Genomic DNA, 25,310 nt, shown 5'->3' on the forward strand with positions numbered 1-25,310 from the left:
GTCACGGCACGTCGGCACTTGCGCAAACGATGTTGTCTCGTGCCATCATTAGAAAAACTCATGACCCCGGACGACGACCCATGCTGCGCTTCCTGCCCTCGATGATCAGCCTGCAGGCTTTCGAGTCGGCTGCACGTCATCTCAGTTTTTCCAAAGCCGCGGAGGAGCTGAGCATCACGCAAAGCGCGGTCAGCCAGCAGATGCGCTCACTCGAGACGCTGCTGCGAGTGAAGCTGTTTCACCGCACGCGACAACGGCTGTCGCTGACCGAGGCCGGTCTCGCCTATCTTCCGGACGTGCGGCAATGCCTGTCGCGCATGGAAGCGGCAACGTTGCAGCTGATGTCGCATCAGGGCACCGGCGGCGTGCTCAACCTCGCGATTCTGCCGACCTTCGGCACCCGCTGGCTCATTCCCCGCATGAGCTCCTTCGGGCAGGCTCATCCTCACGTGACGGTGAACTTCTCCACTCGTGCGGTGAAATTCGATTTCTCGACGGAACGGCTCGACGCGGCCATCCACTTTGGCGACGTCGCATGGCCGGGAGTCATCGCACACCGCTTGATGGGCGAGAACGTCGTGCTGGTCTGCGCCCCTGCCCTGCTCAAGCGTCTGCGCTCACCGAAGGACCTGGCACATCACACGCTGCTTCAGCACGCGACGCGTCCACATGCCTGGCAGGAGTGGTTGGCCGCGGTGGGCGTACCGGACGTGAATCCCATGAAGGGCCCCCGCTTCGAGCATTTCTCGATGGTCATCCAGGCCGCTGTCGCGAAGCTCGGCGTCGCCATCCTGCCCGAATTCCTGATCCAGCAGGAACTCGCCGCCGGCGAGCTGGTTCAGCCTTTCGAACATCCGGTGCGCAGCGCCCATGCTTATTATCTGGTGTACCCGGAGGAGAACCGTGACTTGCCGGCGCTCAAAGCATTCCGCGAGTGGCTGTTGAATCAAGTGGCGGCCGCCTGAGGCCGGACTCCCGCTCACGTTGGAAATGCGCGCTGGATCAAATCGGTGCACCGGCAGGCAAGCCCCTGCCTCGATGGCTCACTACTCTGAGGGATCGCAACCGGGGATGCCTCAACGATGAAGACACAAGCCGCAGTCGCCTTTCAGGCGGGCCAGCCACTGGAGGTGGTGACGTTGGACCTGGAGGGTCCGCGAGCCGGTGAAGTTCTGGTGGAGCTCAAGGCAACCGGCGTCTGCCACACCGATGAGTTCACACGCTCCGGCGCCGATCCGGAAGGCATCTTCCCCGCCATCTTCGGCCACGAAGGCGCGGGTATCGTCGTCGACGTCGGACCCGGCGTGACTTCCGTCAAGAAGGGCGACCACGTCATCCCGCTGTACACGCCGGAATGCAGACAGTGCAAGTCATGCCTGTCACGCAAGACCAATCTGTGTACCGCGATTCGCGCGACTCAAGGCAAAGGATTGATGCCTGATGGAACCTCGCGATTCTCTTTCGACGGCAAGCCCGTGTATCACTACATGGGCTGCTCGACGTTCTCGAACTACACGGTACTCCCGGAAATCGCCGTCGCGAAGATTCGCGAGGACGCACCGTTCGACAAGGTCTGCTACATCGGCTGCGGTGTCACGACCGGAATCGGTGCCGTCATCAACACGGCCCAGGTCGAACCTGGCGCGAACGTCGTGGTGTTCGGGCTGGGCGGCATCGGTCTCAATGTGATTCAAGGCGCGCGCATGGTGGGCGCGAACAAGATCATTGGCGTCGACATCAATCCCGGGCGCAAGGCACTCGCCGAACGGTTCGGCATGACTCATTTCGTCGATCCCAAGGAAGTGGGCACCGATCTGGTCGCGCACCTGATCGGCTTGACCGACGGTGGTGCGGATTACAGCTTCGAATGTGTCGGCAATGTCGATCTGATGCGCCAGGCCCTCGAGTGCTGCCATCGCGGCTGGGGAATGTCCGTGATCGTAGGCGTCGCGGGCGCGGGCCAGGAGATCAAGACGCGGCCATTCCAGCTCGTCACCGGCAGAGTCTGGAAAGGCACGGCATTCGGCGGCGCGCGCGGCCGCACCGATGTGCCCAAGATCGTCGACTGGTACATGGAAGGCAAGATCAACATCGACGACCTGATCACTCACAAGCTGCCGTTGAACCGAATCAACGAAGCCATCGATCTCATGCACAGCGGCGCTTCGATCCGGTCCGTGATCACTTACTAACCCAGGAAACCGACTCATGCCAATTTCGCTCCACCCCGCCATCGATAACGGCATTCAACCGGGCGTGAAGGATTTCGCCGGCGGCACGCTCACCTGCAAATGCGCGAGCGCTCCGGTCTGCGTCAGTCTCAAAGGCAATGTCGCCTTCAATCACGCCTGCGGCTGCACCAAGTGCTGGAAGCCGGACGGCGCGAAGTTTTCGATCGTCGCGGTCATCTCGCGCGACAATCTGAAAGTCACGACGAACGAGAGCAAGCTGAAGATCGTCGATCCGGCCGCAGTCATCCAGCGCCATGCCTGCTCCGGCTGCGGCGTACACATGTACGGTCGCATCGAGAACAAAGCTCATCCGTTCTACGGCCTGGACTTCGTTCATGTCGAACTGTCGAAGGACCTCGGCTGGGCGGCACCGGAGTTCGCTGCATTCGTTTCTTCCATCATCGAAGGCGGCGGTGCCAAGCCGGACGAAATGAGCGCAGTCCGCAGCCGGCTGAGCGAGCTCGGCTTGACGCCCTATGACTGCCTGTCGCCGCCCCTGATGGACCTGATTGCCACGCACACGGCCAAACAGAAGGGTGTGCTGGCGGCTTGAGATCAGCAGTCGTGGCAGTTTCGGCGCTGAGCACTCAACATCGCGGACGGCGACTGGCCGTAGCGACGCTTGAAGCTGCGGCTGAAATGCGATGAACTGCTGAAGCCGGCGGCGAAGGCGAGCTCGGTCAAGCTTGCCGTCCCGCCGGCCTTGATGATCTCGCGCCGACATCGCTCCAGTCGCGACGCCCAAAGATATTCGCTGGCGGTCGTCCCCTCTTCCGCGAAAGCGAGCTGCAAATAGCGCTTCGAGCACGCGAGTGCGGCGACGACCCTCTCGATATCCAACGCCGGATCGCCCAGATGCTCATCGATGTATGTCTTCGCTCGCCTCAGCAACGACGCGCGAGGCGTCAGATGCGACCGCGACCCGGCCTGCTGGAGCGACAATCGCAACGATCGTAGCAACAGATCCGCCATCTGTTCGCTGGCGCCCGCATCGACCCCGTCGAGCGAAGCTTCCACCAGCTCGCGCGTGACGTGACCGATGCCGCGTTGAGCCGCGAACCTTTGCGAGCCTATGTCGGCAAGATGCAGATCGTAGCTGGCCGCAAGATCCTGTGGGATGACGACGACGAGATGCTCGCTCAACGACGGGCTCAGCACGATATGCGGTCGAGAAACATCGTAGGCGAGGCAGTCACCCGCGTTCACATAGACGCGCGTCGCGTCCTGTTCGAAGACCGAGCTGCCCCGAAGCTGCAACATCACTTTCACGACTGCATGCTGCTCATCGCCGCGCGCATCGCTCACCGATGACAGCCGATGCGGGCTTGCAACGATGCGACTGAGCTTCAATCGCTCCAACGTTCGCGTCTCGATGCGTCCATCGATCGATTCCACGCCGTAGCCGCCCACCCTCATCGGCCCACACAGGCCCGCGAGCGTCCTGCCCCAACGAAACAGCCGTTCACCCGCAGCGATGTCCGCAGTCTCGAATACAGTTGTGCTCACCAGCCGGCTCTCGTTAGTTGGCCTGCCGGGATTCTAGCCCGGCCGCGTCGCTATTTCGCCGCGCTCCGCAGCGAAATGCCGTGCAGCCCCGCCTTGTTGCGAATGGCCGACTCCGTTCTGCGCAACCGCAGGGCGATGTCGGCAGGCGCAACTCCTTCTTGCGCGAGCTGGCGCAACTCGCGCAAGTCTTCCGACTTCCAGAGCTTGAGAGAGCTCGACGGCCGGCGATACGACACGGAGGACTGTTCGGGCAGGGACATCGTCAACACAACTCCAATGATCGGATTGACTGGCGCGGTCGAGTCCGATTAACTACGTTAACTATGTGATCAAGAATGAAGTGCCCCGCTGTGCCCTGTCAATCGATCATTCCCCGACAGCGGCCGCGCGACGGGCATTGAACGACTGCTGACTTCGATCGAGGAAAGTCGATGCGCACGACAATGTTCGGCGGACTGATGACCATGTTCGCGACCCTCACATCGGCGGCCCCGCCGACACTCTCCCCGCTGCTCGGCACGTGGCAAGCGGACATTGATCATTCCACCTTTCAGGGCCGCGCACCGTATCGCTCCGGCACGATGACCTTCTCGGCCGTCGATGGATCGAAAGTCCGCGTCGTGTCGGATGTCATGACCGCGAGCAGCGTGCCTTTCCATTTCGAGTACCAGGGCGCGGAAGACGATACTGTCGTGCCAGTCTCCGGCAATCCTTACTACGACAGCGCATCGAATGCCTGGACGGACGAGCGCACGCTGACAAGAACCGAGCGCCGAGCCGGCAAAGTCACGGGCACGACGTCGATGCAGCTCGCGCCCGATCGAAAGTCCTTTACGGCGAAAGGCCAGCGCCTGACGCCTGACGGCGTGAACTACGTTACGTCGATCGTGTGGACGCGCGTCGCTGCGAACGACGCACCCGTGCCGACGAAATCGGCAGCCGCCTCATCATCACCTGCCGGTGATGCAGCGAGAGGCAAGTCACGAAGCGGCGAGCTGTACTGCGACGCCTGCCACGGCGTCAATGGCAACAGCGAGAACGCAGAGTGGCCGTCGCTGGCGGGCCAGAATGCAACATACATCACCAGACAATTGCAGCTGCTGCGTTCGGGTACGCGATCGAGTTCTGAGATGCAGCCGATTGCCGCCACATTGAGTGACTCCGACATCGTCGATCTGGCCGCGCATTACTCTGCTCAGGCCTTGCAAGCCAGCACCGCAGACACCTCCGAGTCGAAGGCCATCGAGTCGTTGTATCGCGATGGCGATCCGACGCGTGCGATCGTTGCATGCAGCTCGTGCCATGGCGCTGACGGCCGTGGCAACGCGGTGACGGGCGATCCGGCCCTTCGCGCCCAGCAACCGGTTTATTCCAGCCGGCAGCTCGAAGCTTATGCGAAGCGCACGCGCTACACATCCGAACAGAAGAGCGGAAATCTGGAGACCATGTACACGATCTCGGAGAAACTCACGGCCGAGGAGATGCGCGGCCTGGCCGACTATCTCCACGCCATGCATTGAGCTCTACACCTCGAGGAGCTCGATCAGCTCGCCGGCGTGACCGACGATGGTCGCGACCCGGCCGCCGAATTCCTTCCCCAGCGGATTGTCCACTGGCGCCGCGATGAACTTCGACGCATGCCGCTCGAAACTGGAGCATTCGAAAGTGGCGATGGCGAGTCCGGGCGGCAGGCCTCCGGCGACACGCGGTCGAGGACGGCCCGGGCCCCTGTGCTCATCCACCTCGAGCCTGGAGCCGTTACTCAAAGTGACCGTCGCCAGCGCGAACGATGGCAGTCGACGGATCGGACTCGGATTGTTGCCAAACGTGCTGCGATAGAAATCGATCGAGCCCTGCAGATCCGGCGATGTTTGTGCCGCCAGAAAGCAGCGCCCCACGAACGACTTCGCTGCTGCCAGGTCCGGTCGCGGCTCGGTGATCCAGGTGAAGGCCAGGCGCTCACCGCCCGGCCCTTCCGCGCCCAGCGGACGAAAATACGGATAGATGGGAATCGTTCCCGGCGGTCCGCGCATCTTGAAAGGCGAGTCTTTCAAACGCGCATAGAGCTCGTCGCCATTTTGAACGGTGATCTCGGTGGTGCGCCAGCCGAAGGTTTCTTTGAGATCCAGCCCACCCCTGCACCTATGAGCTGCCGTCTGCTGATCATGATTTCTTCCCGAGATCGATAATCTTTTCTCCCAGCAACTTCCCGAAGGTGAGCGCTGGAGTCACGCTCGCACCGTTGGTGTGCGCTTTGCCGCCGGTCGAGGCGCCGAGAACCTCGCCCGCGGCGTAAAGGTTGGGAATGACTTTGCCCGCCTTGGTGGTGACCTGCAGATCCTTGTTCACGCCCAGCCCGGCGTACGATTTGAGCGTCCAGGTCTGCGATCGGATCGCGTAGAACGGTCCATTGGTGAGCGACACGGGCCGATGCTCGCGCATCAAGGGATCGCTCTTTTGTTGCTCGATGGCCTCGTTGTACGTCGCCACGGTTTTCTGCAGCGTGGCGGGATCGACTCCGGCGCGTACGCCCAGCTCCGTCCAGGTCGCGCCACGATGAAACATCGGATGTTTGTTGAATGCCTCGATCAATTGCTCGCGCTTCCAGCGCGGAATGAGCAGCGGCGCCTCATCGAGTACACGCTGGTCGAACACGGCCCAGAAACGATGACCCGGTTGTCGATCCATCGTGCGATCGCGCTCGCTCATGCTCGGATGATCCTCGCGAACGAATCGTTCGCCGCGCATGTTCACGTAGATCTCCCAGGGCTTGCGAATGCGGTGATCGATCATCATGTCGGCCGCAGCCGTCGACGGCCACTGATCGCTCTGAGCGATGGAGCCGTAATAGCCCACGTAATTCTCGGCGCAGCGCAGATAGCCGCCGGCAGCGAGCCCGAGCGTGAGCCCCGCCCCCTGGCTCGAAGGCATTGCCGCCCGTCGATAGAGCGGCACGCCATGCAAGGCTTCGAACATGCTCGGATTGCCCGCGCAGCCCCCGGTTGCGACGACGGTGTTGAGACCACGCACGTCCGAACGTTTGCCATTGCTGTCCTCGACCACGACGCCGTTGATCGCGCCTTTCGCATCCTGGATCAGATCGACCGCACCGGCGTCAGTCATGAGCGTGATGCGCCCCGACTGCACCCGCTTGTCGAACTCGGGTTTCATCACGGCGAGGATGGAGCGGCCGTTCTGCGCGCCCCAGTGATAGCGGGGCACGGAGTAGTAATCGTAGAGAGTGCCGACGGAGGGTTGTTCGTCCGGAATCTTCAGGCCGATGTCGGCGAGCCAATTGACCATGGAACCTGCGTTGTCCGCCCAAAGCCGCGCCATCTCGGGGACCGCAGTGTTGCTGCTGATCTTCATGATGTCGTCGTAGTGCTGTTGGGCCGAGTCCCGAATGCCCTTGGCCTTCTGGAACACGGTGCCGGCAGCGCCCATCATGCCGCCGGAAACCACCAGCGTGCCGCCGACGCTCGCACCCTTTTCGATCACGATCACGTTCGCGCCGCGGTCGGCAGCGAAGATCGCCGCGATCATGCCGGCGGTGCCGCCGCCGATAATTACGAGCGGGTTGGCTTGTTGCGCGTAAGCCTTTCGCATCGACCACGGCAATGTCGAGAGTGCGGTGGCCGCCGCGGCCGCTTTCAGCACGGAGCGTCGAGAGAAGGACGGAGTGTGCTCGCTCCGATCATCGTGGTTCGGCATGGGCTCGCTCGAAGAATGGGAGATCAGATTCGTTCGTCTTGATAGCGGCGCATGGCGTCCGCTATCGGACCGGGGTTGTTGTGCAGGTCACGCAAGACGAAGTTGTCAGGCAGCACCTTGGCCTGCTTCGACGACTTGAGCATGCCGACGACCTTCTCGCTCATCTCGCGGGCCGAGAACTTGAACAGGCCCGACTCTTTCGAGCCGTCTTCGATCACGATGAGCGCCACCGGTTGCGTGAGTTGGGCGAGTCGGGCATCGAAGCGCTGGCTGTATTCGAACGCCGCGGCATGACCGTATTCGTAGCGAGTCAATGGCCGCAGTTCCTCCACCGCCATTCGGCCCCACACTGTATCGTCGACTCGAGATTTTTCGCGCGACTTGATTCGCTTCGGCAGTCGCTCACAGAACAGCGTGAAGGCTTCTTCGGAAGACTCGGGGTGATGGACATTGTCCAGCAGCTTCTTCATCTCTTCCGGCGGCACGACCGACACGCCCGAGAGCCCCATCATCACGCGACGGACCATCCCGGGCTCGGTGGCCGCAATCTCGGCGACGATGCGCGAGCCGGTGTGGAAGCCGAAGACATCGATCTGACGCTGCGGCCCGTAGCCCAGATTCTTCAGTGCGACGCGCATCGCCGCCGCATAGTCTTCGATGCGGGGAATTTCCTTCGGCCCGTCCGATCCGCCGTGTCCCGGAGTGTCGAGCGCGATCACGACCCGGTCCTTGCCGAGCGCCTGCACCAGCTCGTTGTACTCGACCGAGGAATTGGGCGACTGGTGGAATAGAACCAGATCCGGTTTGTTCTTATCGCCGCCGCCCGGCGGCGCGACGGTCGAGTAGTGCAGCTGACCGTACGGCATATCGACGTAACCGTGGCGCAACGCCGGCTCGTCGGCGGCGCAGGCCGGCGCATGCATCGCAAGCACGGCCAGGCATGCCAACGCGGATCCGCAGCGAAACATGAACTTCTCCTCTGACGGGGACTTTCTCTCTCGTAGTTAACTACGTTTTCTACGCCAACCCAGAGGCAAGAGTCGCCGCAACCCTCGACACCTGTCAAGAACCAAGATCAGCGTCGCGAGGACAGCGCGATACCGCCGACGATGAGCACGAACGCGACGCCGTGAAACCAGCGAGGGGGCTCGCCCAGCACGGCGGACGACAGAATCGCCGCGAAGACCGGCGTCAGATTGTTGAAGAAGGACGCGACCGCCGGCCCGGCCCGCTCCACGCCCACGCCCCAGCAGCGATAAGCGATGAGCGACGGTCCGATCGCAACGTAGATCAACAGCGCCACGATCCAGCCGCTCCATTCCACATGCGCCAGTCCCGCCGACCATTCCCCGAACGCCGCGAGGCTCGCCCACAGAGCGCCGAACATGACCTGGGCCAGCAGGAACTCGGCCCACGGCCAGGAACGAATCGACGGCTCGCGCGGCCGCGCCAGCATCCAGCTATAAAAAGACCAGGAGATGATGGCCACCAGCACGAACAGATCGCCCGTAACGAGCTGCACGTTCGCGAGCGACTTCCAGTCGCCGCGGGACAATACGAGAAGCACGCCGGCGAGCGACACCAGGGCGCCGAGGATCTGCATCCGGTGCGGCTTTTCGCCGTACCAGAACGCGCCCACGCACAGCGTCCACACCGGCAGGCTCGACGTGATCAGAGTGACATTGATGGGCGTCGACGTTTGTAGAGCCAGATACTGAAAGGCGTTGTAGCTGCCGACCCCGAGTAGACCGAGCAACAGGAAGTAGCCGGCACGGCGCCACAGCGGACCGTCGGCACGCAGGATCCGGTGCCCGAGCGGCAACAGGATCGCGAAGGCCAGCGCCCACCTGAGCGCATTCAGTAACAAAGGCGAGATCGATCCGACCGACATCCGTCCCAAGATGGCATTCCCCGCCCACAGCAGCGGCGGCAGCATCAACAGGAGCGCGGTACGAGCAGTGAGTCCAGGGGCCATCGAGAATCGTCAGCGTCAACTTGGCCGGCCATGGTAGTGCACGCGCCCGGTGCATAGGTAATTTCCGGCGCCCCCGAACCGCGCGATGTACTGCTCCACTATAACAACCTAGTGCACATAGATAACTAAGTGTTGACGGTTAAATAAGTGAAGAGTTAGCCTGATTTCGAGAGCGGCAGACGCGCCTCGCGTCGCATTCCGCTGGCGAACAACTTCAACATGGGGAGCTAACGATGCCGATCCGTTTACCTGTCCGCCCGTCCCTTCTTGCCACTCTCACCGCGCTCGTTCCGGCGGTAGGTGGCGCTCAAACCGTATCCACGCCGCAATCGGAGGGGACGACGCTGGAGGAAGTCAGCGTGACCGCGGAGCGCTACCGCGCTACCGTTCAGACCACTCCGGTTGCCGTCACCGCCATTTCCGCCGAAGCCCTCGCCGATCGTCAGGTCGGTAACGTGCTGCAGGCCGCTGCTGACATTCCAGGCACGGTCATCATGCCGAACATCAACAGCAGCAATAACGCGCGCATCGTCATGCGCGGCGCCGGCCAGGAAAACAGCGGCATCAACTTCGACCAGGGCGTCGGCGTCTATATCGACGATGTGATTCAGCCGCGCGTCAACGGTGCCTTCTTTGATTTCTTCGACGTGAGCTCCATCGAAGTGCTGCGCGGTCCGCAGGGCACGCTGTACGGGCGCAACTCATCGGGCGGCGCCGTCAAGATCATCACCAAGCGCCCCTCCTTCACCTGGACCGGCGGCGCCGAGGCGGCCGCGGGCAACTGGAATGCGCTCAACGGCAAGGCCTATCTCAGCGGTCCGTTGATCGGCGACAAGCTGGCCTTCTCGTTGAGCGCCTCGAGCAACGAGCGTGACGGTTATTTGTACAACCCTTACTACGACAAGCGCGTCGGCGACGTGAAGAACAGCGCCGAACGCATCAAGTTCCTGTACACGCCCACCGACAATCTCGAGTTCCAGCTCGAATATCACTTCATCCAGGATTATTCGGAGTCGACGTACGGGGTGCCCCTGCTGGTGGCACCGAATGTCGTCGGCACGCAAGCGAACGGCACGCGCAATCGCAGCCTCACGATCACGGAGAACCTGGGCACGCCGGGCAACCCGTTCCTCTACAACGACGGCGGCTCACTGCACGCGAGCTGGAACGACGGTCCGTTTTCGGTGAATTACATCGGCGGCATCGGCAATCTGCGCACCTTCAGCGACGGCACCGTGCAGCTCACATTGACCCGCGCAGCGCAAGTCGCCTACGAGAACGGTACCGAAGCGCCGGCCGGCGCCAACGAAGGCCGCGCCCGCGTGCAGTGGTATAGCCACGAGCTCAACTCGACCTACTCGACGGAGCGCATCAAGGGCGTCGTCGGTCTCTACTATTACAACGAAGAAGGCTCCAGCCGATCCTTCGCGGCCGACAGCCCCACGATCGACCAGGACCGCGGCGTCGATGCCTGGGCCGCATACGCGCAGGGCACCTACACGCTCGACAACGGCCTGGGCTTCACAGCGGGCGTCCGGCATACGGAAGAAACAGCCGACTTCACTCAGTACTACCGCTTGCAGCTCGCCGCCCCTCAGTCCGATACAAAGACCTTCACTGCCGACACCATCAAGCTCGGCCTCAATTGGCAAATCACGGATGACATCCTGACGTACGCCTCCTATACCGAAGGCTTCAAGTCCGGCGGCTTCAATCCCGTGCCGCCAGCCAACAGCATCGGCGGCGGACAGATCGGTCGTCCGGTGCCCTACGATCCGGAGAACGTGGAGAGTTACGAAGCCGGCGGCAAATTCACGATGTTCGATCGTCGCGTGCGCCTGAACCTGGCGGTGTTCCGAGCCGAATACTCCGGCATGCAGCTGCCGCAGTTCTTCCCTGGCACGACCACGAGCTACACCACCAACGCCACCGGCGCGATCGTCGAAGGCATCGAGTTCGAGCCCACCTGGCAAGCGCTGGATGACCTGCAGATCTACGCCAGCGGCTCGTTGATGAGAGGTCACTACACCGCCTCGTTCAATTGCTCCCTGTCGACCACGCAGGTCGTCGATTGCTCCGGCAACGACCTGAAGGCGCTGACCCCGCGCAAGATGACCTTGGGCGTCAAGTACACGCCGCAGCTCGCCTTCGTGCCGGGACAGCTGACGTTCAATGGTTCCTGGAATTACAACAGCAGCTTCTACACCAACCTGTCGAACGAGCGGGCGGTGTTCCAGCCGGAACAGGCGGACCTGTTCAACGCGTCCATCGCCTGGACGGATGACTCAGGCAAGTACAAGGCGGCGCTCGAGGGTCGCAACATTCTCGACGACCACTTCATCATGAACGGCGTGCAGCTCGCGAGCCCGACGGCGCCGCAGATCACGGGCTATCCGAACGAGCCCCGCACCATCATGTTCCGGCTCGGCGTGAACTTCTGAGACATCGGTACACGGGCGCGGAGCGATAACTCCGCGCCCTCTGCACACCGCCCGGCATGCGAGCCCGCACCTGAGAAAGGCCGCCCCCATCGCGAGACCGCCGCCCACCCATCGGACCCGAGCAACAAAAAAGCCGTGACGCCGGCGTATCGGCGTCACGGCCTGGTTTGGAAATTCTACGCTTGTTACCTGGCGATATAGGTCGGCGCCTCGATCGGCGTCGGCGTGTCGGTCCAGCGGGTGCCCTTCGCGTAAGTCACTTCCAACCACACGACACCGCCCGTGCTGGCGGCGCTGGGCGACAGACCGACGATGGCCATCGGCGGACGCTCGAAGTAGAAGTGCTTGGACAACTTGAAGGTCTCGGGCTTGCCGCCGGGCGCGGAGTACGCGTCGATCGACAGATCGCCGTTGATGACGAAGTTGAACTGATGAGCGTCCTTGTAATAGTACGGCCGCAGCTGCGCCGGCGTCTTGGCATTCGCTTCCAGGAAGTACATCGTGGCGCGATAGCCGTGCGAGGGATCGTCGATGAGATATTTGACGTTGAGGCCGGGCACATCCTCGACCGGCTGCCACGGCATCTTTTCGAGCGTATCGATGATACGCGGCGTCGACCAGTGCTGGATCTTCTTGTAGTCCGGGTTGTATTTCATGCCGGGACCGGTGCTCGGCGGGCTGTTACGAACCGCCGGATCGACCGTGAACGAGCCCGCGTTCACATTGCTCTCTTCCATGATCATGATGACCGCGCCGATCTGCGAGGCCATATGTTTCATACGGCCCTTCTCGCCACCGTGCAGGCTGTAAGGCGGCCGCGACAGGAAGTTGCCTTCGCGGAAACGCTGCAGTGGACCAGCGACGTTGTCCGGCGTCGTGGACTCGTTGTTGGTGAAGTCGCCCTGGATGTTATAGGCCCACTCGTGGAACTCGTGATAGTGCACGTAGGCACCTTCGGCACCGGGCGGCACATACAGGATTCTCAGCGCGCCGCCATCATTGGGGGCCTGGAACAACGTACGTGTCCCCCAACCCGAACCGGCGCGAGGCGCGGCGATCGGCATTTTCTCGACATCGATCACGCGAATGGCGGCATGCGGCGCGGCGGCCGTCGATCGCTTTTCGTGCGCGGGAACATCGGCAGCGATCGACGGCGTCGCTACCAACGCCGCCGTGGCCCAAAGGGCGGCCGCGGCCAGGCGGTGAGTGTGCACAACTGAAGGCATATTGTTCTCCCGGGTCATTCTCAGGTTTCCACAAGCTCGATCAGCTCCCCGGCATTGCCGTACATCGTCGCGCAGGTCTTGCCGGAAAAAGGTTCGAGAGCATTCGGAGCAGCGGGCGCAATGAAGTCGCGCGAGTGCCTGGCCAGGTCGGAGCAGGAGAAAGTGACAACCGCCATGCCGGCCGGCAGCCCCTTCCCGATGCGCTCACGTTTCTTGCCGCTCGGCCCGTGCTGGTCCACTTCGATCTTGGCGCCGTCTTTCAAAGTGACGACGGACAGCGCCATGCTGGGCAGCTTGCGGATGGGGCTCGCGGTGTTGCCGAAGCGGTCCTTGTACCACTGCAACGAGCCCGGCAGGTCCGGCGACAGTTGCGTGGCGATGAAACATCGACCCACGAACGATTTCGCCACGGCCAGATCGGGACGGGTCTCGGTGATCCAGGTGAGCGCCAGGCGTTCGCCTGCCGGACCGACGGCGCCCATCGCTTTCAGATAGGAATAGGTCGGCACCAGTTGCGGCGGCCCGCGGACGATGAACGGCGAATCCTTCAGCCGCTGATACAGCTCGTCGCTGTTTTGAACGGTGATCTCGGTGGTGCGCCAGCCGAACGTATCTTTATCGTCGTGGCCGGCCGGGGCTGCCTGTTCGACGAAACGCAGGTACGTCGGCTCACCGCTGTCCGGCCCGAGAATGACGTATCCCTTGCCGGCCAGATCGGGTGCGCCCCAACTCGCCGCGGTCGCGGCCGGCAGCTTGCCTCGACTGACGAGGCGATAGCCCATGTACTTCGTCCAGGCCTGCTCCACTTCGGGCAAGCTCTTCGCCGTATGCGTGACGGCACGAATCGCGCCGAGCGTCGCATTTGGCGCGGGCGGTGCCGGTTGCGCACGTGCCGACATGCCCACCGACAGCACTGCGCTGCCACCCAACATCTGCAACACATCGCGTCGATTGATCATCGCAGCTCCCGCGTTTGATTTGAGAAGTGGTTCGAGTCGTGGCCGCTCAGGGCAGCGGCACCAGGCTGGTCTCGATGGCCCGATACTGCATGTCCCAATGATTGAGTGCGTGGGGGAACAGCACTTTGGTGACGCGCTCGAGACGATCGCCCTGGTTGCCGAGCGCCTCCCAGTTCTTCTGCATGATCTCCAGCAGCTTCGCGCCCGGTGGCGTTTCGTAATAAGTGATGATGGTGTAGGTGTTCTTGAAGAACGATCCGAAGTTGATGGAGGTGTCGGTGCGCACCTCGCCGTCCATCGTCACGCCGGGCTGCGGCACATAGAGCTGCGAGGATCCGCCGAGCTCTTCATTCTTATAACCAGTGCGGGCCGCCTCCGCTCCCTGCGGCGCCAGGGTCGTCACGATCGTCACTCCCCGGTAGCCGGGAATGCCTTTCATCACGGCATAGGTTTCGTTGTACGCCTCGAGAAAGGCCGACAGCTGCTTCGCCTCGACCTGGAAATATTCCTTGAACCAGTTGGTGCTGGAAGGATGCGGCTCGAGCGACAGTCCATCGGCGTCCTTGCCGCCGCTGGCCGTGCCCGGCTCGACCGGCAGACCGGTCTTGATCAGATGAAAACGTTCTTCCCAGAAATTGTTGGCCAGCGGATAAAGCGTGCGCGCCAGATACTCGGCGTACTTCTCTCCTTTGTGAGCGGCCGCGTGCCGGCTCTCGAGGTTGCCGCGGAAGGTCGCGGCGTCCTGCCACGTCTGCAGACTGTGCACGATCACGACATTGTGAGTCCGGCGCAGCAGGTTGCCGACGTTGATGACCTTCCTGGTCAGCGTCTCGCCTTCGAGGTGCACGCCGTAGTGCCCGAGAAACATTTTTTCGCCGAACAGGTTCGGCCGCGACGGATTCTCCGGATCGGGCGTATTGGTGAGGAACGTGTAGCCGCGGTATCCGGGAATCCGACGAGCCAGCGAATACACATCGCGTTTATAGACTTTGACGAATTCATCGAAGCGCTCCGGCTTCACATCCCAGTATTCCTCGACCCAGGCGGCCGGCCCGGTGCGCAGCCCCGCGGGCTCCTCAGCCCGGGATTCATTGGTCAGAAAGGCGGCACAGAGCAATACCAGCGACAACGTCAGCAGACCGCGGCGTGATCGAATCACAATCCATCTCCCCTGGCTCTTGTTGTGACCGCGACTTGCATCGCAGCTGAAAGTCAGGCTAGCTCACCTAGTTATCTACGTCAATTACGTTATCCAGACTCAGTCGCGAGAGGCCGGCGTGCTCAGATCGATCGTTACATTCGCGTTGGTTGCATTGCTGACGACATTGGCGTCGCCGGCGCATGCGGCGAGCGATGCTCTGCTCGGCCAGTGGGTGTTCGACGCCAGCCGCTCGACGTTTGACGGCGCCATGCCCTACCGCAGCGGCAGATACACATTCACGCGCACCGCCGGTGGCGTGCAAGTGCTGGCGGAAATCGTCGAAGCGAACGGTCAGCTGTTGCGCTTCGAATATCTGGATCGCGAGGACGGCAGCTTCGTGCCAGTGAGCGGCAACCCGTTCTATGACAGTCAATCGACAGCCTGGGTCGACAGTCGCACCGCCGTGCGCACCGAGCAGCGCCAGGGCCAAGTCACCGGCACTACGACATTCAGTGTTTGCGCGGATGGACGCTCCTACTCGGCACGAGCCAGTCGCAGGCTGCCGAACGGGCGTTTGTACACCTCGGTGATCTTCTGGAACCGGGCGCAGACCGCGCCGGGGTCTCGGCGTCAGTGATCGCGGTGTATACTTACACCTAGTTAACTTTCATAGACATGGAAAACCAATATGACCAGGACGAGCGCCGCTCCCGTCAAGGCCGCACGCCCGCGGCAGGCCATCCAGAAGTCCACCAGCGTGGTGGCACCGAAGCTGTCACACATCATCGCCGACCGGCTGCGCGAGCAGATTGCCCGCGGCGAATTGCGCCACGGTGACACCCTGCCGCCCGAGGCAGAGCTGGTACGGCAGTTCGGCGTGTCCCGCCCCATCCTTCGCGAGTCGTTGCGCGTGCTCGAGGCGGAAAGTCTGATTGCGCTGGGCCGGGGGGCGCGCGCCGGCGCCATGGTGCTGTCGCCGAGCACCAACACAGCGGCGAAGTACGGCGGGTTATATCTTGCGACTCACGGCACGACGCTTGGAGAGATTCACGAGGTGCGCACGCTGCTGGAGCCGACACTGGCGGCGCTGCTTGCCGAACGCCACGACCAGACAGTCCTCGACGATCTGGCCGAATGCGTGGCGGACCAGCATACCGCGGCGGAGGCACGTGATCACGCCGCCACGATCGGCGCCATCAACGAATTCCATCAACGCATGATCGGCCATTCGAAGAACAGCGCCCTGCGCCTGCTGGTTGGCATCATCAGCGAGCTGTCGGTGTCGAGCTATCCGAAGCTGTTGCTGAGCCGGCCGAACCAGAAGGCCATCTGGACTCGAACCGAGGAGTCCGTCGCTGCCCACGAACAGGTGTTGAAGTTGATCGCGGGTGGCAAATCGGCCCAGGCGGAAACGTTCTGGCGCAAGTACATGCAGGAGACCGCGGACTTCCTGGTGAAGCACGGCCTGGCCAGCATGCGCGTCGACAGCATCTGACCCCCACTCCGAAGGGTCGACAGCACTGATCGCTGTCGACCGCTGCGCCGAGGGCCCGCAACTTCAGGCAGGCTTGCGCGCGCTGATATAAGTCCAGGGAAAGCGCCACGCCTTCACGGCCGCGAGATCGACGTCGGCCGTTTCGCTGAACGGTTCGATCCTGATATCCACGAACCCCTTCGCAGCGAGCGTCTTCGGCAGGTCCAGCTCCGCCAGCGGCTGCATGTAGGGTTCGTTGTTGCGACGGCCATGCCCGTAGTGCAGGAAGCGCGTGAACGGATCGGGCATGTGCCAGAAATCCAGGTGTACCATCCGCCCGCCCGGCTCGAGCAGCCGGAAACACTCATCGAGGACCCGATCCAGCACCTTGAGCGGGATCTCGTGCAGGAACATCGTCGATGTGACCAGATCGAAACTGGCGTCGGCGAAACCGGGATTGCTGGCATCGCGCTGGGCAAAACTGACATTGGTCAGTCCCGCCTTGGTCGCGTTGCTCGCTGCCAGCTTCAGGCAGGGCGCGGCGAGATCGATGCCGCGAATCGATGCCTCCGGCAGTTTGCTGGCAAACGGCATCGTGCTCTTGCCGAAGCCGCAGGCGAGATCGAGCACGCGCGCCGGCCTGCCGCCCTCGAGAATCTTGTCGGTGAAGCGGGCGTGCAGATCGCCGTGCGAGGCGCCTAACAGCGGCGTCGTGCTGCGCGCACCGTGTTGATACACAAGTCCTGCCGTGGGCTCGGACCACACACCGCCCGGGTGTTGATGAATATCGGTCGCGACGTAATAAGAAGGCATGCGCAGCGCCGGATCCAGCTCAAGATTCGACGACTGTCCCGCCGCGCCGTCGAGGTCTTTCAACACCTCATCGGCATGCTCGCGATAGTAATGCGCCAGACCGTAACGCCCGGAATACTTGGCGATCTGCAGGTGGCGCTCCAGCCAGGCGAAGTATCGATACACGGTTAGATCTTCCGCGACCGCCGCCACTTGCGGGACCGTGGTCGGCTCGACGCCCTGCGCGGCGCACCGCTCACCATACTGCTCTCGCAAGTTGGTATAGAGCTGCGTGGTCCAGAAGCCCTTGGCCGCCAGAATGAAACGCTGCGCGGAATCGAATGAAGTCTCGGCGGTCACTGCGGATTCTCCTCTGTACGCGCGGTGCGGGCGAGACTGAATCTGCCAGCGGCGCCGCGCGCCTGTTGCACACCCAATAGCGGACGAAACAACGCTTCCGCCAGCGCCGCGGCATCGGCGTGCTCTGCGGCATGCGCCTCTGCATCGGGAACCAGGCCGGCGGCGCTCAGCCGACGCTCGAGCACGTGCACGCGATCGAGCAACACGTAATGCTCGGTCGCGAGCGCGAGGACCACGCCCATCAGCCGGTCCACGGCCGGATCTTCGAAGAACACCTGCTCGCTGCGCTGCTCGCCGTCGCTCTTGTCGCTCGTCATATACATCCGCCCTCGCCCACTCGGTGGCGCGATTGTAGAGGGCGCCGGGTTAAATATTCAACCTAGTTAACTATGTTCTTCCCCGTAACGGCTCCGGGGAGTTGCGCACTTACGGTAAACCTAGTTAACTTCGTCGGGAATATAACGGGGAGCGGATTGCATGAACACAGACGAGCGCGACCAGGGCGACTACCCGAGCGCGACCTATAGCTGGTATGTGGTCGCAGTACTGACGCTCACCTACACCGTCTCCTTCGTCGACCGGCAGATCATGGCGCTGCTGATCGAGCCGATCCGCCGCGACCTGCAGATCTCCGACACGCAAGTGAGCTTGCTGATCGGACTGGCGTTCGCAGTGTTCTACACGCTGCTCGGCGTTCCCATCGCCCGCCTCGCCGACCGCCGCAGCCGGCGCGTGATCATCGCGGCCGGCATCACCATCTGGTGCTTCATGACCGCGGCATGTGGCGTAGCCCGCAACTATCTGCAACTGTTCGCGGCCCGAATCGGCGTCGGCGTCGGTGAAGCCGCACTGAGCCCGAGCGCGCTGTCGATGCTCAGCGATTACTTTCCGAAGCGCACGCGAGGCCGGGCGGTCGCCGTCTACAACACAGGCATCACGTTGGGTACCGGCCTGGCGATGATCGTCGGCGGCCAGGTCGTCATGCACGTCGCCAATGCGCCGCCAGTGGTGCTGCCGGTCGTCGGCCAGCTGTACGCCTGGCAGACGGTGTTCATCGTCGTCGGCCTGCCAGGTTTGCTGATGGCGTTGCTGATGACGACGGTGAAAGAGCCGCGACGGCGCGAACAGATGGTCAACGAGCGCGGCGATGCCAACCTGGCCTTCAGCGAGGTCGTGAAGTTCGTCGGCGACCGCTTCCGCATGTACGGCAGCCATTTCTTCGGCATGTCGACGGTGGCCATTCTCGCTTACGGCTTGTTTGCCTGGGTGCCCTCGATGTTCATTCGCACCTGGGGCTGGACGATTGCGGAGATCGGCCTTGCCTACGGCATCGTCACACTGGTGGCGGGCCCCGTGGCAGTGCTGTTCGTTTCCATGGTGAGCGAGCGGCTCATTGCGCGCGGCTATCAGGACGCACAGATGCGGACCGCGCTGATTTCCATTCTGGTCGGCGTAGCCGGCGCCATTGCTACCGCGCTATCGCCCTCGCCCGAGCTCGCCGTCGCGATGCTGCTGCCAGCATCGGTGGGCACGACAGCGGCAACTGCCGCAGGACTCTCGGGCCTCATGACAGTCACGCCCAACCAGATGCGCGCACAAACATCTGCTCTCTATTATCTGGTCGTAAATCTGTTCGGCTTGACGGTCGGCCCGACCGGCATCGCGATGTTCACGGACTATGTGTTCGCGGACACGAACATGCTGCGCTACTCGGTCGCGTCGGTTGCCACGATCGCGGGTGTGATCGCAGCCATCGTGCTCTCTTACAACTTGAAGCACTATCGCCGCAGCTTCGCGGAGTCGCAGAGCTGGAGCGTGAGCTGAGCCCACAAAAAACCCGTCATCCAGCCACTGGATGACGGGCGCTCGAGACGCTCAGTCCTATTGAATCCGCTTCACATCTTCGATCGGGCCGCCGCCGTGCTTCAGGCCCTTGGCGTACGTGACTTCCAGCCAGATCGCGCCACGCTCACTGACCGAGCCGGGGCCATAGCCCCAGATCGAACGCGGCGGCTGATAGATGAAATAGTCCTCGGATACTTTGACAGCCTTGCCCGCGTCCTTCGGATCCTTGAACTGCCACACCTTCATCTCGCCCCATACCATGTAGCGCAGGCGATTGGCGTTTTCGAAATACGTCTTCTGCCACTCGGGCGGCGCGGTCCAGCCCGGCGGAATCTTCACCAGCTGCGAACGAAAGCCGTCGGCGGTCGCATCGTCCAGCCATTTCACGAACCGACCCGGCACTTGCGGATCTTCTTCCCAATCCACGTCGCGCACGCTGTCGAGCAACCACGGACGAGTGAACTGCTTCACCTGACGATAGTCGCCGACCGTGCCGGGCGGCGGACCTTTGCCGTCGCGCCCGCGATACACGCCGGGCTCGCCATTGCGGTTCGTGTTGATCACGTGACCGTCGCCTTCTTCGAAGATGATCAGGTTGTAAGGCAGCTGGTTACGCATGCCGCCGACGTTCCAGGAGCCGCCGTGCAATGAATAGGGAGGCCGCGACAGCCAGCCGCCTTCCTTCTTGCGATAGAGCATGCCGTTGTGCTGCTCGGGGCTGACGGGCTCGGGCATGATGGAGTCGCCCTTCAGCGTGTAACCCCACTCGTAGAACTCGTGGTAGTGAGACACGCCATCGGGCTTGCCCAGGTTCATGTTGAACGTCGGCTGATATTCGAGATGAATCAGCTGGCCCACCGGCAGCTCGCTGCCCGGCCCGGCTTCGGGACTCTGGAAAATGGTTTTGGAGGTCGGTCCGAGCGGCGGCTTCTTCAGCGCCGAGCCCGGCGTCGCGTCGAACGGATACTCGCGCACGTACACGAAGCCGAGTTGATTCCAGGTGTCCGGCCTGGCCTCGAGAATGCCGATGATGGGCTTGGTGTTCGCCGGCGGCGCCGGAGTCGTGTCCTGCTTGGCGTTCTGTGCCAGCGCCGCGCTGCTGAGCACCGCGGTCACTGCGACGGCGAGCCACGAGCGCCGCCAACTCTTAGGTTTGTTCATTGTCCGCTCCCACTAGATTCGTAAAACGATCGAATCGATTCTCAGAACTCCGTGCCGAAACGCAGGAAGTACTCGCGCGGCGCGTTCGGGAACGCGCTGACGGCGGGACGCACGGCATTGGTCTGCTGCAGACCTGCCAGCGAGTAGTGCTTGTTGGCGATGTTTCGTACATCCAGCGTCACGTTGTAACGCTGCTGCGGGCTGGTCCAGCTGAGGCCCGCGTTGTAGATGCTCGCCGCGACCGTGCGCACCAACGGACCCTCGTTGGCCACGTTGTTGAAGTAGTCGCTGTGATTGTTCCAGGAGCCGTTGATGCGCAGCTCGCCGGGCATCGGCAGCATCGGCGAGAAACGGAAGCCCAGTTGATACTTCTCCGGAATCAGACCGACCAGGTCGCGATCGCGACAGTCGATGAAGGCGCCGTACTGGTTCGCGCAAATGAACGAGCCGGTGTATTCGCCGGTGTTGAGCGAGGCGTTACCGTACAGCTGCAAGCTGTCGAGGACCTGCCAGGTCGGCTCGAACTCGATGCCTTTGACGATGCCGCCGGTCGCGTTCGAGGTGTAGATGGTGCTGGTGCCAGGGAAGAACACCGGCAGTTGCATGCCATCGTACTCGGCGCGGAATGCCGCGAGATTGAAACGCATCGTCCGATCCGGCGTCGTGTACTTGATGCCCACCTCGTAGCTGTCCACTTCCTCGGGATTGTACGGCGTCGGCGAACCGATCTGCCCGGTGCCGGTGTTGGAGCTGGGCGGAATCGGATTGAAGCCGCCGCTCTTGAAGCCCTGCGTGTACGAGGCATAGAGCAGCAAGTCATCGGTCGCCTGCCAGTTCACGCCGAACTTCGGCGTGGTCGCGGTGAACGTCTTGCTGGCGCTCTGCGGAGTGGCGAGTTGTTGACGATAGAACTGGGTGAAGTCCGCCGTCTCGCGCGTGTAGCGGATGCCAGCCGTCAGACCCACGCCCCAACCGACCGTATACGTGCCCTGCGCAAACACCGCGCTCGCCTCGGTCAAACGGTCTTGATCGATGGTGGGACTGTCCGCGGTGGTCGCACGACTCTGACCCTCTTCATCGAAGTAGAACAGACCCACCACGCCTTTGAACTGCTCGCTGCTATAGGTCGCGACGAACTCCTGACTCCAGAACTCGTTGCGCGTGGTGCCTTCGTTGGTGCTCGGCGCGGTCACGTTCAGGCCCGCGTCTTTCTGCGCCTGCTGAGCCAGCGAGACGAAGTTCGTCGAGCCGGTGCTGTAGGTACGCTGATTGCCGTAGCCGGTGATCGACGCCAGCTCCAGGTTGTCGTTGACGGAGAAACGGATGTTGAGTGCGCCGCCGGTGTTGTTGATCGAGCCGGCGCCGAACGGGCCGTAGATCTCGGTGCGCGTCAGATCGCGATTGAAGGTGCCGTTCGCCTCCGGCATGTTGATGCCAGGAAATACTTGCAGCGGCACCGGCACGCCCGCTTCCGAATAGTCCTGCAACGCGAACGCGGACAGCTCGACCTCCAGCCGATCCGTCGGCGTGTACAGCAACTTCACCCGCTCGCCGCGAGTATCCATGTTACCGATACGACGGCCGTACTCGACACCATAGATATAGCCGTCACGCTTGCGCATCAGGCCGCTGGCGGAAAACGCCAGCTTGTCGGTGATCGGGCCGCTCAGCCAGCCTTTCGCGGACCATGCATCATAGTTGCCGGCACCGATCTCGGCCTTGCCGGTCCAGTCGAACTCCGGACGCAAAGTGGCGAGCTTGATTGCGCCGCCCGAGCTGTTACGACCGTACAGCGTGCCCTGCGGGCCGCGCAGCACCTCCATATTCGCCAAGTCGAAGAACTCGAAGAACGCGCCGTTGATTCGTGGCTGGTAGACGCCATCGATATAGATGCCGACGGCGGGATCGAAATTGATGCCGGCGGTGCTCTGCCCGACGCCGCGCATGATGATGCGAGCGCTGGTGTTGCTGCCCTGAGCCGGCGTGATCATCACGCCCGGAATTTCGGTGGCCGCGGTCAACACGTTGGTCACCTGTCGTTCCATCAGAGCTTCGGCGCTGATCGCCGTGATGGCCACCGGCGAGCTCTGCACGGTGGCGGCGAAGCGCTCCGCCGTGACTGTCACTTCCTGCAGAACGGCGCTCGACTCGGTCTGCCCCGTCTGGTCCTGCGTCGCCTGCTGCCCGAATGCGTTGACCGCCGTCAACGCCAGACCGGCACACAACGCAGAACGCCCCGAACGAACCACGAACTTACTCAACGTCATGACTCTCAACCTCTCCCCTCTTCTGTAATATTTGATGCGTCGACGGCTGCTGCCTCATCGGGCCAGCTTGTTTATTGCGTGATTCTCCAGGTCGCGGGCTGTCAAACACTCACTTGGTTAACTACGTTCACTCAACGGTGCCCAACCCGGGCTCCCCTGTCAAGCGCCTTTGGCAGGCGCTCGCGGTCCACGGCCGGCGCGCGGCCAGAGCCTGCTCGAACGCCTCGATCTGCGGCATCTGGCGCAGCGCGAGGCCGATCTCATCGACGCCCTCCAGCAGGCAGTCGCGCCAGAAAGCGTCCAGGCTGAAAGCGATCGGCTCGCCGTCGCCGTACCGGATCGTTTGCGATGGCAAATCAACGGTGAGCGACGGATCGCTCGCGGCGTGCAGAATTTTTCTAAGCGCGGCCGCGTCGACGACGCTGATCAGCGCCGGCAGCACACCGTTGCGCAAGCAATTGTTATAGAAGATGTCACCGAAGCGGGGAGCGATCACGACACGGATACCGTAATCGCCGAGCGCGTACACGGCCCCTTCTCTGGATGACCCGCAACCGAAATTCTCGTCGGCCACCAGGATGCGCGCGGCACGGAACGGGTCGCGATTGAGGATGAATTCCGGTCGCTCCCGCCCCTCCATCTCGAAGCGCAGGTCATGAAACAGAAAGCGTCCATAGCCGGACGCGCGGTCGAACTTCAGGAAGCGCGCGGGAATGATCTGATCCGTATCGACATTGACGCCTTCGATCGGTGCCGCGATGGCGCGGAAGTCCCGGAAGTGGCTCACGCGCGTTTCCTCGTCGGCAGGCGGCGAACATCCGAGAGTCGTCCCGTGACCGCAGCGGCGGCCGCCATCGCCGGACTCATCAGATGCGTGCGAGCGTTCGGCCCCTGTCGACCCATGAAATTCCGGTTCGAGGTCGATGCGCAACGCTCGCCTGGCGCGACAACGTCACCATTCATCGCGACACACATCGAACATCCGGCGTGTCGCCATTCGAAACCAGCGGCGAGAAAGACCTGATCGAGCCCCTCGGCCTCCGCCGCACGGCGCACCGACTCCGAGCCAGGCACGACGATCGCGGGCACGACCGCTTTGCGACCGGCCGCAACCGCGGCCGCGGCTCGCAAATCTTCGATGCGACTGTTGGTGCATGAACCGATGAACACCCGATCGATGGCAATGTCGGTCAGCGGCGTGTTCGGCTGGAGCCCCATGTATTCCAGAGCTGCGTGCGCGGTTGCCCGCTCAGCGCCGCTCAGCCGTTCGGGATCGGGAACACGCGCATCGATCGGCAACGCTGCATCGGGACTGGTACCCCAAGTAACCATGGGTGCGATGGCGGAGCCATCGATCTGAATCTCCTTGTCGAACACTGCGTCTGGGTCTGAACCGAGCGTTCGCCAATAGGCGACCGCGGCATCCCAGTACTGTCCGTCCGGCGCGAACGGCCGCCCAAACAGGTACGCGAACGTCGTGTCGTCAGGCGCCACCATGCCGCAGCGTCCACCCAACTCGATCGACATGTTGCACAGAGTGAGCCGCTCCTCGATGGACATCGCGGCAACGACGCTGCCGGCGTACTCGATGGCGTGGCCAACCGCCCCTGCCGATCCGACCTGCGCGAGAATCGCGAGCATCACGTCTTTGGCGGAGACGCCCGACGCACGCGAGCCCGTGACATTTATCCGCATCAGAGACGGCCGCTTCAGCCAGACGGTCTGCGTTGCCAGCACCTGGGTCGTCTCCGACTGACCGATGCCGAACGCAATGGCGCCCAACGCCCCGTGCGTGGAGGTGTGGCTGTCGTTACAAGTGATGACCATTCCGGGCTGCGTGAGCCCCAATTCCGGAGCGGCGACATGGACGATGCCTTGCCGCTCATCGCCGATATCGAACGCACGGATGCCACTCCATCGCGCGTTATCACTGAATTGCTGAAGTACCTTCGCGATGGCAGGTGTCGCGGCACCGGCAATGTCACGTGCCTTGGTGGGCACGTAGTGGTCCGCAAATCCGACGACGCGCTCGGGACATCGCACCTGAAGGCCACGGCGTTTCAGATCGCCGAACGCGTGAAAGGCACCTTCGTGCACGAAGTCCCGATCGACGTACAGCAACGACGGTCCCTGCGGCCAGCGCAGTATCTCGTGTTGCTGCCACACCTTGTCGAATAGCGTGCGAGGCGAGTCAGCGGCGGCTTGCTCGGCGTGCATCGTT

Annotated in this window: 23 protein-coding genes; 8 read left to right on the top strand and 15 right to left on the bottom strand. The window is 62.6% G+C overall.

Features of this window, described 5'->3' with window-relative positions; translation table 11 throughout:
- The first annotated feature begins 80 nt into the window (after nucleotides 1–80).
- From gcvA to gfa, 3 genes are all read left to right on the top strand, one after another.
- The gene (gcvA, locus tag EKO19_RS21340) at nucleotides 81–965 is read left to right on the top strand and encodes a transcriptional regulator GcvA (RefSeq protein ID WP_129778444.1); all 885 of its coding nucleotides are present in this window, start codon (nucleotides 81–83) and stop codon (nucleotides 963–965) included.
- A gap of 117 nt (nucleotides 966–1,082) precedes the next feature.
- Nucleotides 1,083–2,192, top strand: a complete 1,110-nt coding sequence (locus EKO19_RS21345; RefSeq protein ID WP_129778445.1) for an S-(hydroxymethyl)glutathione dehydrogenase/class III alcohol dehydrogenase — start codon at nucleotides 1,083–1,085, stop codon at nucleotides 2,190–2,192.
- 16 nt (nucleotides 2,193–2,208) lie between these two features.
- Nucleotides 2,209–2,784, top strand: a complete 576-nt coding sequence (gfa, locus tag EKO19_RS21350) for an S-(hydroxymethyl)glutathione synthase (RefSeq protein ID WP_129778446.1) — start codon at nucleotides 2,209–2,211, stop codon at nucleotides 2,782–2,784.
- Nucleotides 2,785–2,786: 2 nt separating this feature from the next.
- On the opposite strand, the gene EKO19_RS21355 is transcribed toward gfa, so the two are convergent.
- Nucleotides 2,787–3,737, bottom strand: coding sequence for a helix-turn-helix domain-containing protein (locus EKO19_RS21355; protein WP_129778447.1), 951 nt, complete (start codon nucleotides 3,735–3,737; stop codon nucleotides 2,787–2,789).
- Nucleotides 3,738–3,787: 50 nt separating this feature from the next.
- Complete coding sequence (locus tag EKO19_RS21360; RefSeq protein WP_129778448.1) at nucleotides 3,788–3,997, bottom strand: hypothetical protein; 210 nt, start codon at nucleotides 3,995–3,997, stop codon at nucleotides 3,788–3,790.
- Nucleotides 3,998–4,168: 171 nt separating this feature from the next.
- On the opposite strand from EKO19_RS21360, the gene EKO19_RS21365 reads away from it, so the two are divergent.
- Nucleotides 4,169–5,257, top strand: a complete 1,089-nt coding sequence (locus EKO19_RS21365) for a c-type cytochrome (RefSeq protein ID WP_129778449.1) — start codon at nucleotides 4,169–4,171, stop codon at nucleotides 5,255–5,257.
- 3 nt (nucleotides 5,258–5,260) lie between these two features.
- Here the strand turns inward: EKO19_RS21365 and EKO19_RS21370 are convergent, their stop codons facing one another.
- The 4 genes from EKO19_RS21370 to EKO19_RS21385 all read right to left on the bottom strand — a co-directional run bounded on the left by EKO19_RS21370 (nucleotide 5,261) and on the right by EKO19_RS21385 (nucleotide 9,423).
- Complete coding sequence (locus EKO19_RS21370) at nucleotides 5,261–5,791, bottom strand: VOC family protein (protein WP_129778450.1); 531 nt, start codon at nucleotides 5,789–5,791, stop codon at nucleotides 5,261–5,263.
- A 109-nt stretch (nucleotides 5,792–5,900) separates the two neighbouring features.
- Nucleotides 5,901–7,448, bottom strand: a complete 1,548-nt coding sequence (locus EKO19_RS21375; RefSeq protein ID WP_129778451.1) for an FAD-dependent oxidoreductase — start codon at nucleotides 7,446–7,448, stop codon at nucleotides 5,901–5,903.
- A gap of 23 nt (nucleotides 7,449–7,471) precedes the next feature.
- Nucleotides 7,472–8,416, bottom strand: coding sequence for an alpha/beta fold hydrolase (locus tag EKO19_RS21380; protein ID WP_129778452.1), 945 nt, complete (start codon nucleotides 8,414–8,416; stop codon nucleotides 7,472–7,474).
- 107 nt (nucleotides 8,417–8,523) lie between these two features.
- Nucleotides 8,524–9,423 carry a DMT family transporter gene (locus tag EKO19_RS21385; protein WP_129778453.1) on the bottom strand — a complete coding sequence of 300 codons (900 nt, stop codon included), beginning with the start codon at nucleotides 9,421–9,423 and terminating at the stop codon, nucleotides 8,524–8,526.
- A 233-nt stretch (nucleotides 9,424–9,656) separates the two neighbouring features.
- On the opposite strand from EKO19_RS21385, the gene EKO19_RS21390 reads away from it, so the two are divergent.
- Nucleotides 9,657–11,864, top strand: coding sequence for a TonB-dependent receptor (locus tag EKO19_RS21390; protein ID WP_129778454.1), 2,208 nt, complete (start codon nucleotides 9,657–9,659; stop codon nucleotides 11,862–11,864).
- A gap of 185 nt (nucleotides 11,865–12,049) precedes the next feature.
- Here EKO19_RS21390 and EKO19_RS21395 read toward each other — a convergent pair whose 3' ends face one another.
- From EKO19_RS21395 to EKO19_RS21405, 3 genes are read right to left on the bottom strand one after another with little or no spacing between them, the layout of a single operon-like run.
- Nucleotides 12,050–13,090, bottom strand: coding sequence for a cupin domain-containing protein (locus EKO19_RS21395; protein ID WP_129778455.1), 1,041 nt, complete (start codon nucleotides 13,088–13,090; stop codon nucleotides 12,050–12,052).
- A gap of 20 nt (nucleotides 13,091–13,110) precedes the next feature.
- On the bottom strand, nucleotides 13,111–14,049 hold the full coding sequence (locus tag EKO19_RS21400; RefSeq protein ID WP_129778456.1) for a hypothetical protein: 939 nt from the start codon (nucleotides 14,047–14,049) through the stop codon (nucleotides 13,111–13,113).
- A 46-nt stretch (nucleotides 14,050–14,095) separates the two neighbouring features.
- Nucleotides 14,096–15,208 (bottom strand): hypothetical protein, encoded by a 1,113-nt coding sequence (locus EKO19_RS21405; RefSeq protein WP_129778457.1) that lies wholly within the window; start codon nucleotides 15,206–15,208, stop codon nucleotides 14,096–14,098.
- Between the two features lie 118 nt (nucleotides 15,209–15,326).
- Between EKO19_RS21405 and EKO19_RS21410 the strand changes: the two genes are divergently transcribed.
- Both EKO19_RS21410 and EKO19_RS21415 read left to right on the top strand, forming a co-directional pair.
- Nucleotides 15,327–15,827 (top strand): hypothetical protein, encoded by a 501-nt coding sequence (locus EKO19_RS21410; RefSeq protein ID WP_129778458.1) that lies wholly within the window; start codon nucleotides 15,327–15,329, stop codon nucleotides 15,825–15,827.
- Nucleotides 15,828–15,878: 51 nt separating this feature from the next.
- Nucleotides 15,879–16,685 carry a FadR/GntR family transcriptional regulator gene (locus EKO19_RS21415; protein WP_129778459.1) on the top strand — a complete coding sequence of 269 codons (807 nt, stop codon included), beginning with the start codon at nucleotides 15,879–15,881 and terminating at the stop codon, nucleotides 16,683–16,685.
- A gap of 63 nt (nucleotides 16,686–16,748) precedes the next feature.
- Here EKO19_RS21415 and EKO19_RS21420 read toward each other — a convergent pair whose 3' ends face one another.
- Both EKO19_RS21420 and EKO19_RS21425 read right to left on the bottom strand, forming a co-directional pair.
- Entirely contained in the window at nucleotides 16,749–17,816 is a 1,068-nt protein-coding gene (locus EKO19_RS21420; RefSeq protein ID WP_129778460.1) for a class I SAM-dependent methyltransferase, read from the bottom strand.
- Entirely contained in the window at nucleotides 17,813–18,139 is a 327-nt protein-coding gene (locus EKO19_RS21425; protein WP_129778461.1) for a hypothetical protein, read from the bottom strand. The genes EKO19_RS21420 and EKO19_RS21425 overlap by 4 nt, the downstream gene beginning before the upstream one ends.
- A gap of 154 nt (nucleotides 18,140–18,293) precedes the next feature.
- Between EKO19_RS21425 and EKO19_RS21430 the strand changes: the two genes are divergently transcribed.
- Nucleotides 18,294–19,640 (top strand): spinster family MFS transporter, encoded by a 1,347-nt coding sequence (locus tag EKO19_RS21430; RefSeq protein WP_129778462.1) that lies wholly within the window; start codon nucleotides 18,294–18,296, stop codon nucleotides 19,638–19,640.
- Between the two features lie 57 nt (nucleotides 19,641–19,697).
- Here the strand turns inward: EKO19_RS21430 and EKO19_RS21435 are convergent, their stop codons facing one another.
- The 4 genes from EKO19_RS21435 to leuC all read right to left on the bottom strand — a co-directional run bounded on the left by EKO19_RS21435 (nucleotide 19,698) and on the right by leuC (nucleotide 25,306).
- Complete coding sequence (locus EKO19_RS21435; protein ID WP_129778463.1) at nucleotides 19,698–20,822, bottom strand: hypothetical protein; 1,125 nt, start codon at nucleotides 20,820–20,822, stop codon at nucleotides 19,698–19,700.
- Between the two features lie 41 nt (nucleotides 20,823–20,863).
- Entirely contained in the window at nucleotides 20,864–23,089 is a 2,226-nt protein-coding gene (locus EKO19_RS21440; RefSeq protein ID WP_129778464.1) for a TonB-dependent receptor, read from the bottom strand.
- A 127-nt stretch (nucleotides 23,090–23,216) separates the two neighbouring features.
- Nucleotides 23,217–23,876 carry a 3-isopropylmalate dehydratase small subunit gene (gene leuD / locus EKO19_RS21445; RefSeq protein ID WP_129778569.1) on the bottom strand — a complete coding sequence of 220 codons (660 nt, stop codon included), beginning with the start codon at nucleotides 23,874–23,876 and terminating at the stop codon, nucleotides 23,217–23,219.
- A complete protein-coding gene (gene leuC, locus EKO19_RS21450; protein ID WP_129778465.1) occupies nucleotides 23,873–25,306 on the bottom strand; it encodes a 3-isopropylmalate dehydratase large subunit in 1,434 nt (477 codons plus the stop codon). The genes leuD and leuC overlap by 4 nt, the downstream gene beginning before the upstream one ends.
- Between the last annotated feature and the right edge of the window lie 4 nt (nucleotides 25,307–25,310).

The sequence above is a fragment of the Peristeroidobacter soli genome (assembly GCF_004138485.1).
Taxonomy (GTDB): Bacteria; Pseudomonadota; Gammaproteobacteria; order Steroidobacterales; family Steroidobacteraceae; genus Steroidobacter; species Steroidobacter soli.

Coding starts and splice junctions, on each gene's coding strand:
- gcvA (WP_129778444.1), top strand. CDS start 81: ATGCTGCGCTTCCTGCCCTCGATGATCAGCCTGCAGGCTTTCGAGTCG.
- EKO19_RS21345 (WP_129778445.1), top strand. CDS start 1,083: ATGAAGACACAAGCCGCAGTCGCCTTTCAGGCGGGCCAGCCACTGGAG.
- gfa (WP_129778446.1), top strand. CDS start 2,209: ATGCCAATTTCGCTCCACCCCGCCATCGATAACGGCATTCAACCGGGC.
- EKO19_RS21360 (WP_129778448.1), bottom strand. CDS start 3,997: ATGTCCCTGCCCGAACAGTCCTCCGTGTCGTATCGCCGGCCGTCGAGC.
- EKO19_RS21365 (WP_129778449.1), top strand. CDS start 4,169: ATGCGCACGACAATGTTCGGCGGACTGATGACCATGTTCGCGACCCTC.
- EKO19_RS21375 (WP_129778451.1), bottom strand. CDS start 7,448: ATGCCGAACCACGATGATCGGAGCGAGCACACTCCGTCCTTCTCTCGA.
- EKO19_RS21380 (WP_129778452.1), bottom strand. CDS start 8,416: ATGTTTCGCTGCGGATCCGCGTTGGCATGCCTGGCCGTGCTTGCGATG.
- EKO19_RS21385 (WP_129778453.1), bottom strand. CDS start 9,423: ATGGCCCCTGGACTCACTGCTCGTACCGCGCTCCTGTTGATGCTGCCG.
- EKO19_RS21390 (WP_129778454.1), top strand. CDS start 9,657: ATGCCGATCCGTTTACCTGTCCGCCCGTCCCTTCTTGCCACTCTCACC.
- EKO19_RS21395 (WP_129778455.1), bottom strand. CDS start 13,090: ATGCCTTCAGTTGTGCACACTCACCGCCTGGCCGCGGCCGCCCTTTGG.
- EKO19_RS21400 (WP_129778456.1), bottom strand. CDS start 14,049: ATGATCAATCGACGCGATGTGTTGCAGATGTTGGGTGGCAGCGCAGTG.
- EKO19_RS21415 (WP_129778459.1), top strand. CDS start 15,879: ATGACCAGGACGAGCGCCGCTCCCGTCAAGGCCGCACGCCCGCGGCAG.
- EKO19_RS21425 (WP_129778461.1), bottom strand. CDS start 18,139: ATGTATATGACGAGCGACAAGAGCGACGGCGAGCAGCGCAGCGAGCAG.
- EKO19_RS21430 (WP_129778462.1), top strand. CDS start 18,294: ATGAACACAGACGAGCGCGACCAGGGCGACTACCCGAGCGCGACCTAT.
- EKO19_RS21435 (WP_129778463.1), bottom strand. CDS start 20,822: ATGAACAAACCTAAGAGTTGGCGGCGCTCGTGGCTCGCCGTCGCAGTG.
- EKO19_RS21440 (WP_129778464.1), bottom strand. CDS start 23,089: ATGACGTTGAGTAAGTTCGTGGTTCGTTCGGGGCGTTCTGCGTTGTGT.
- leuC (WP_129778465.1), bottom strand. CDS start 25,306: ATGCACGCCGAGCAAGCCGCCGCTGACTCGCCTCGCACGCTATTCGAC.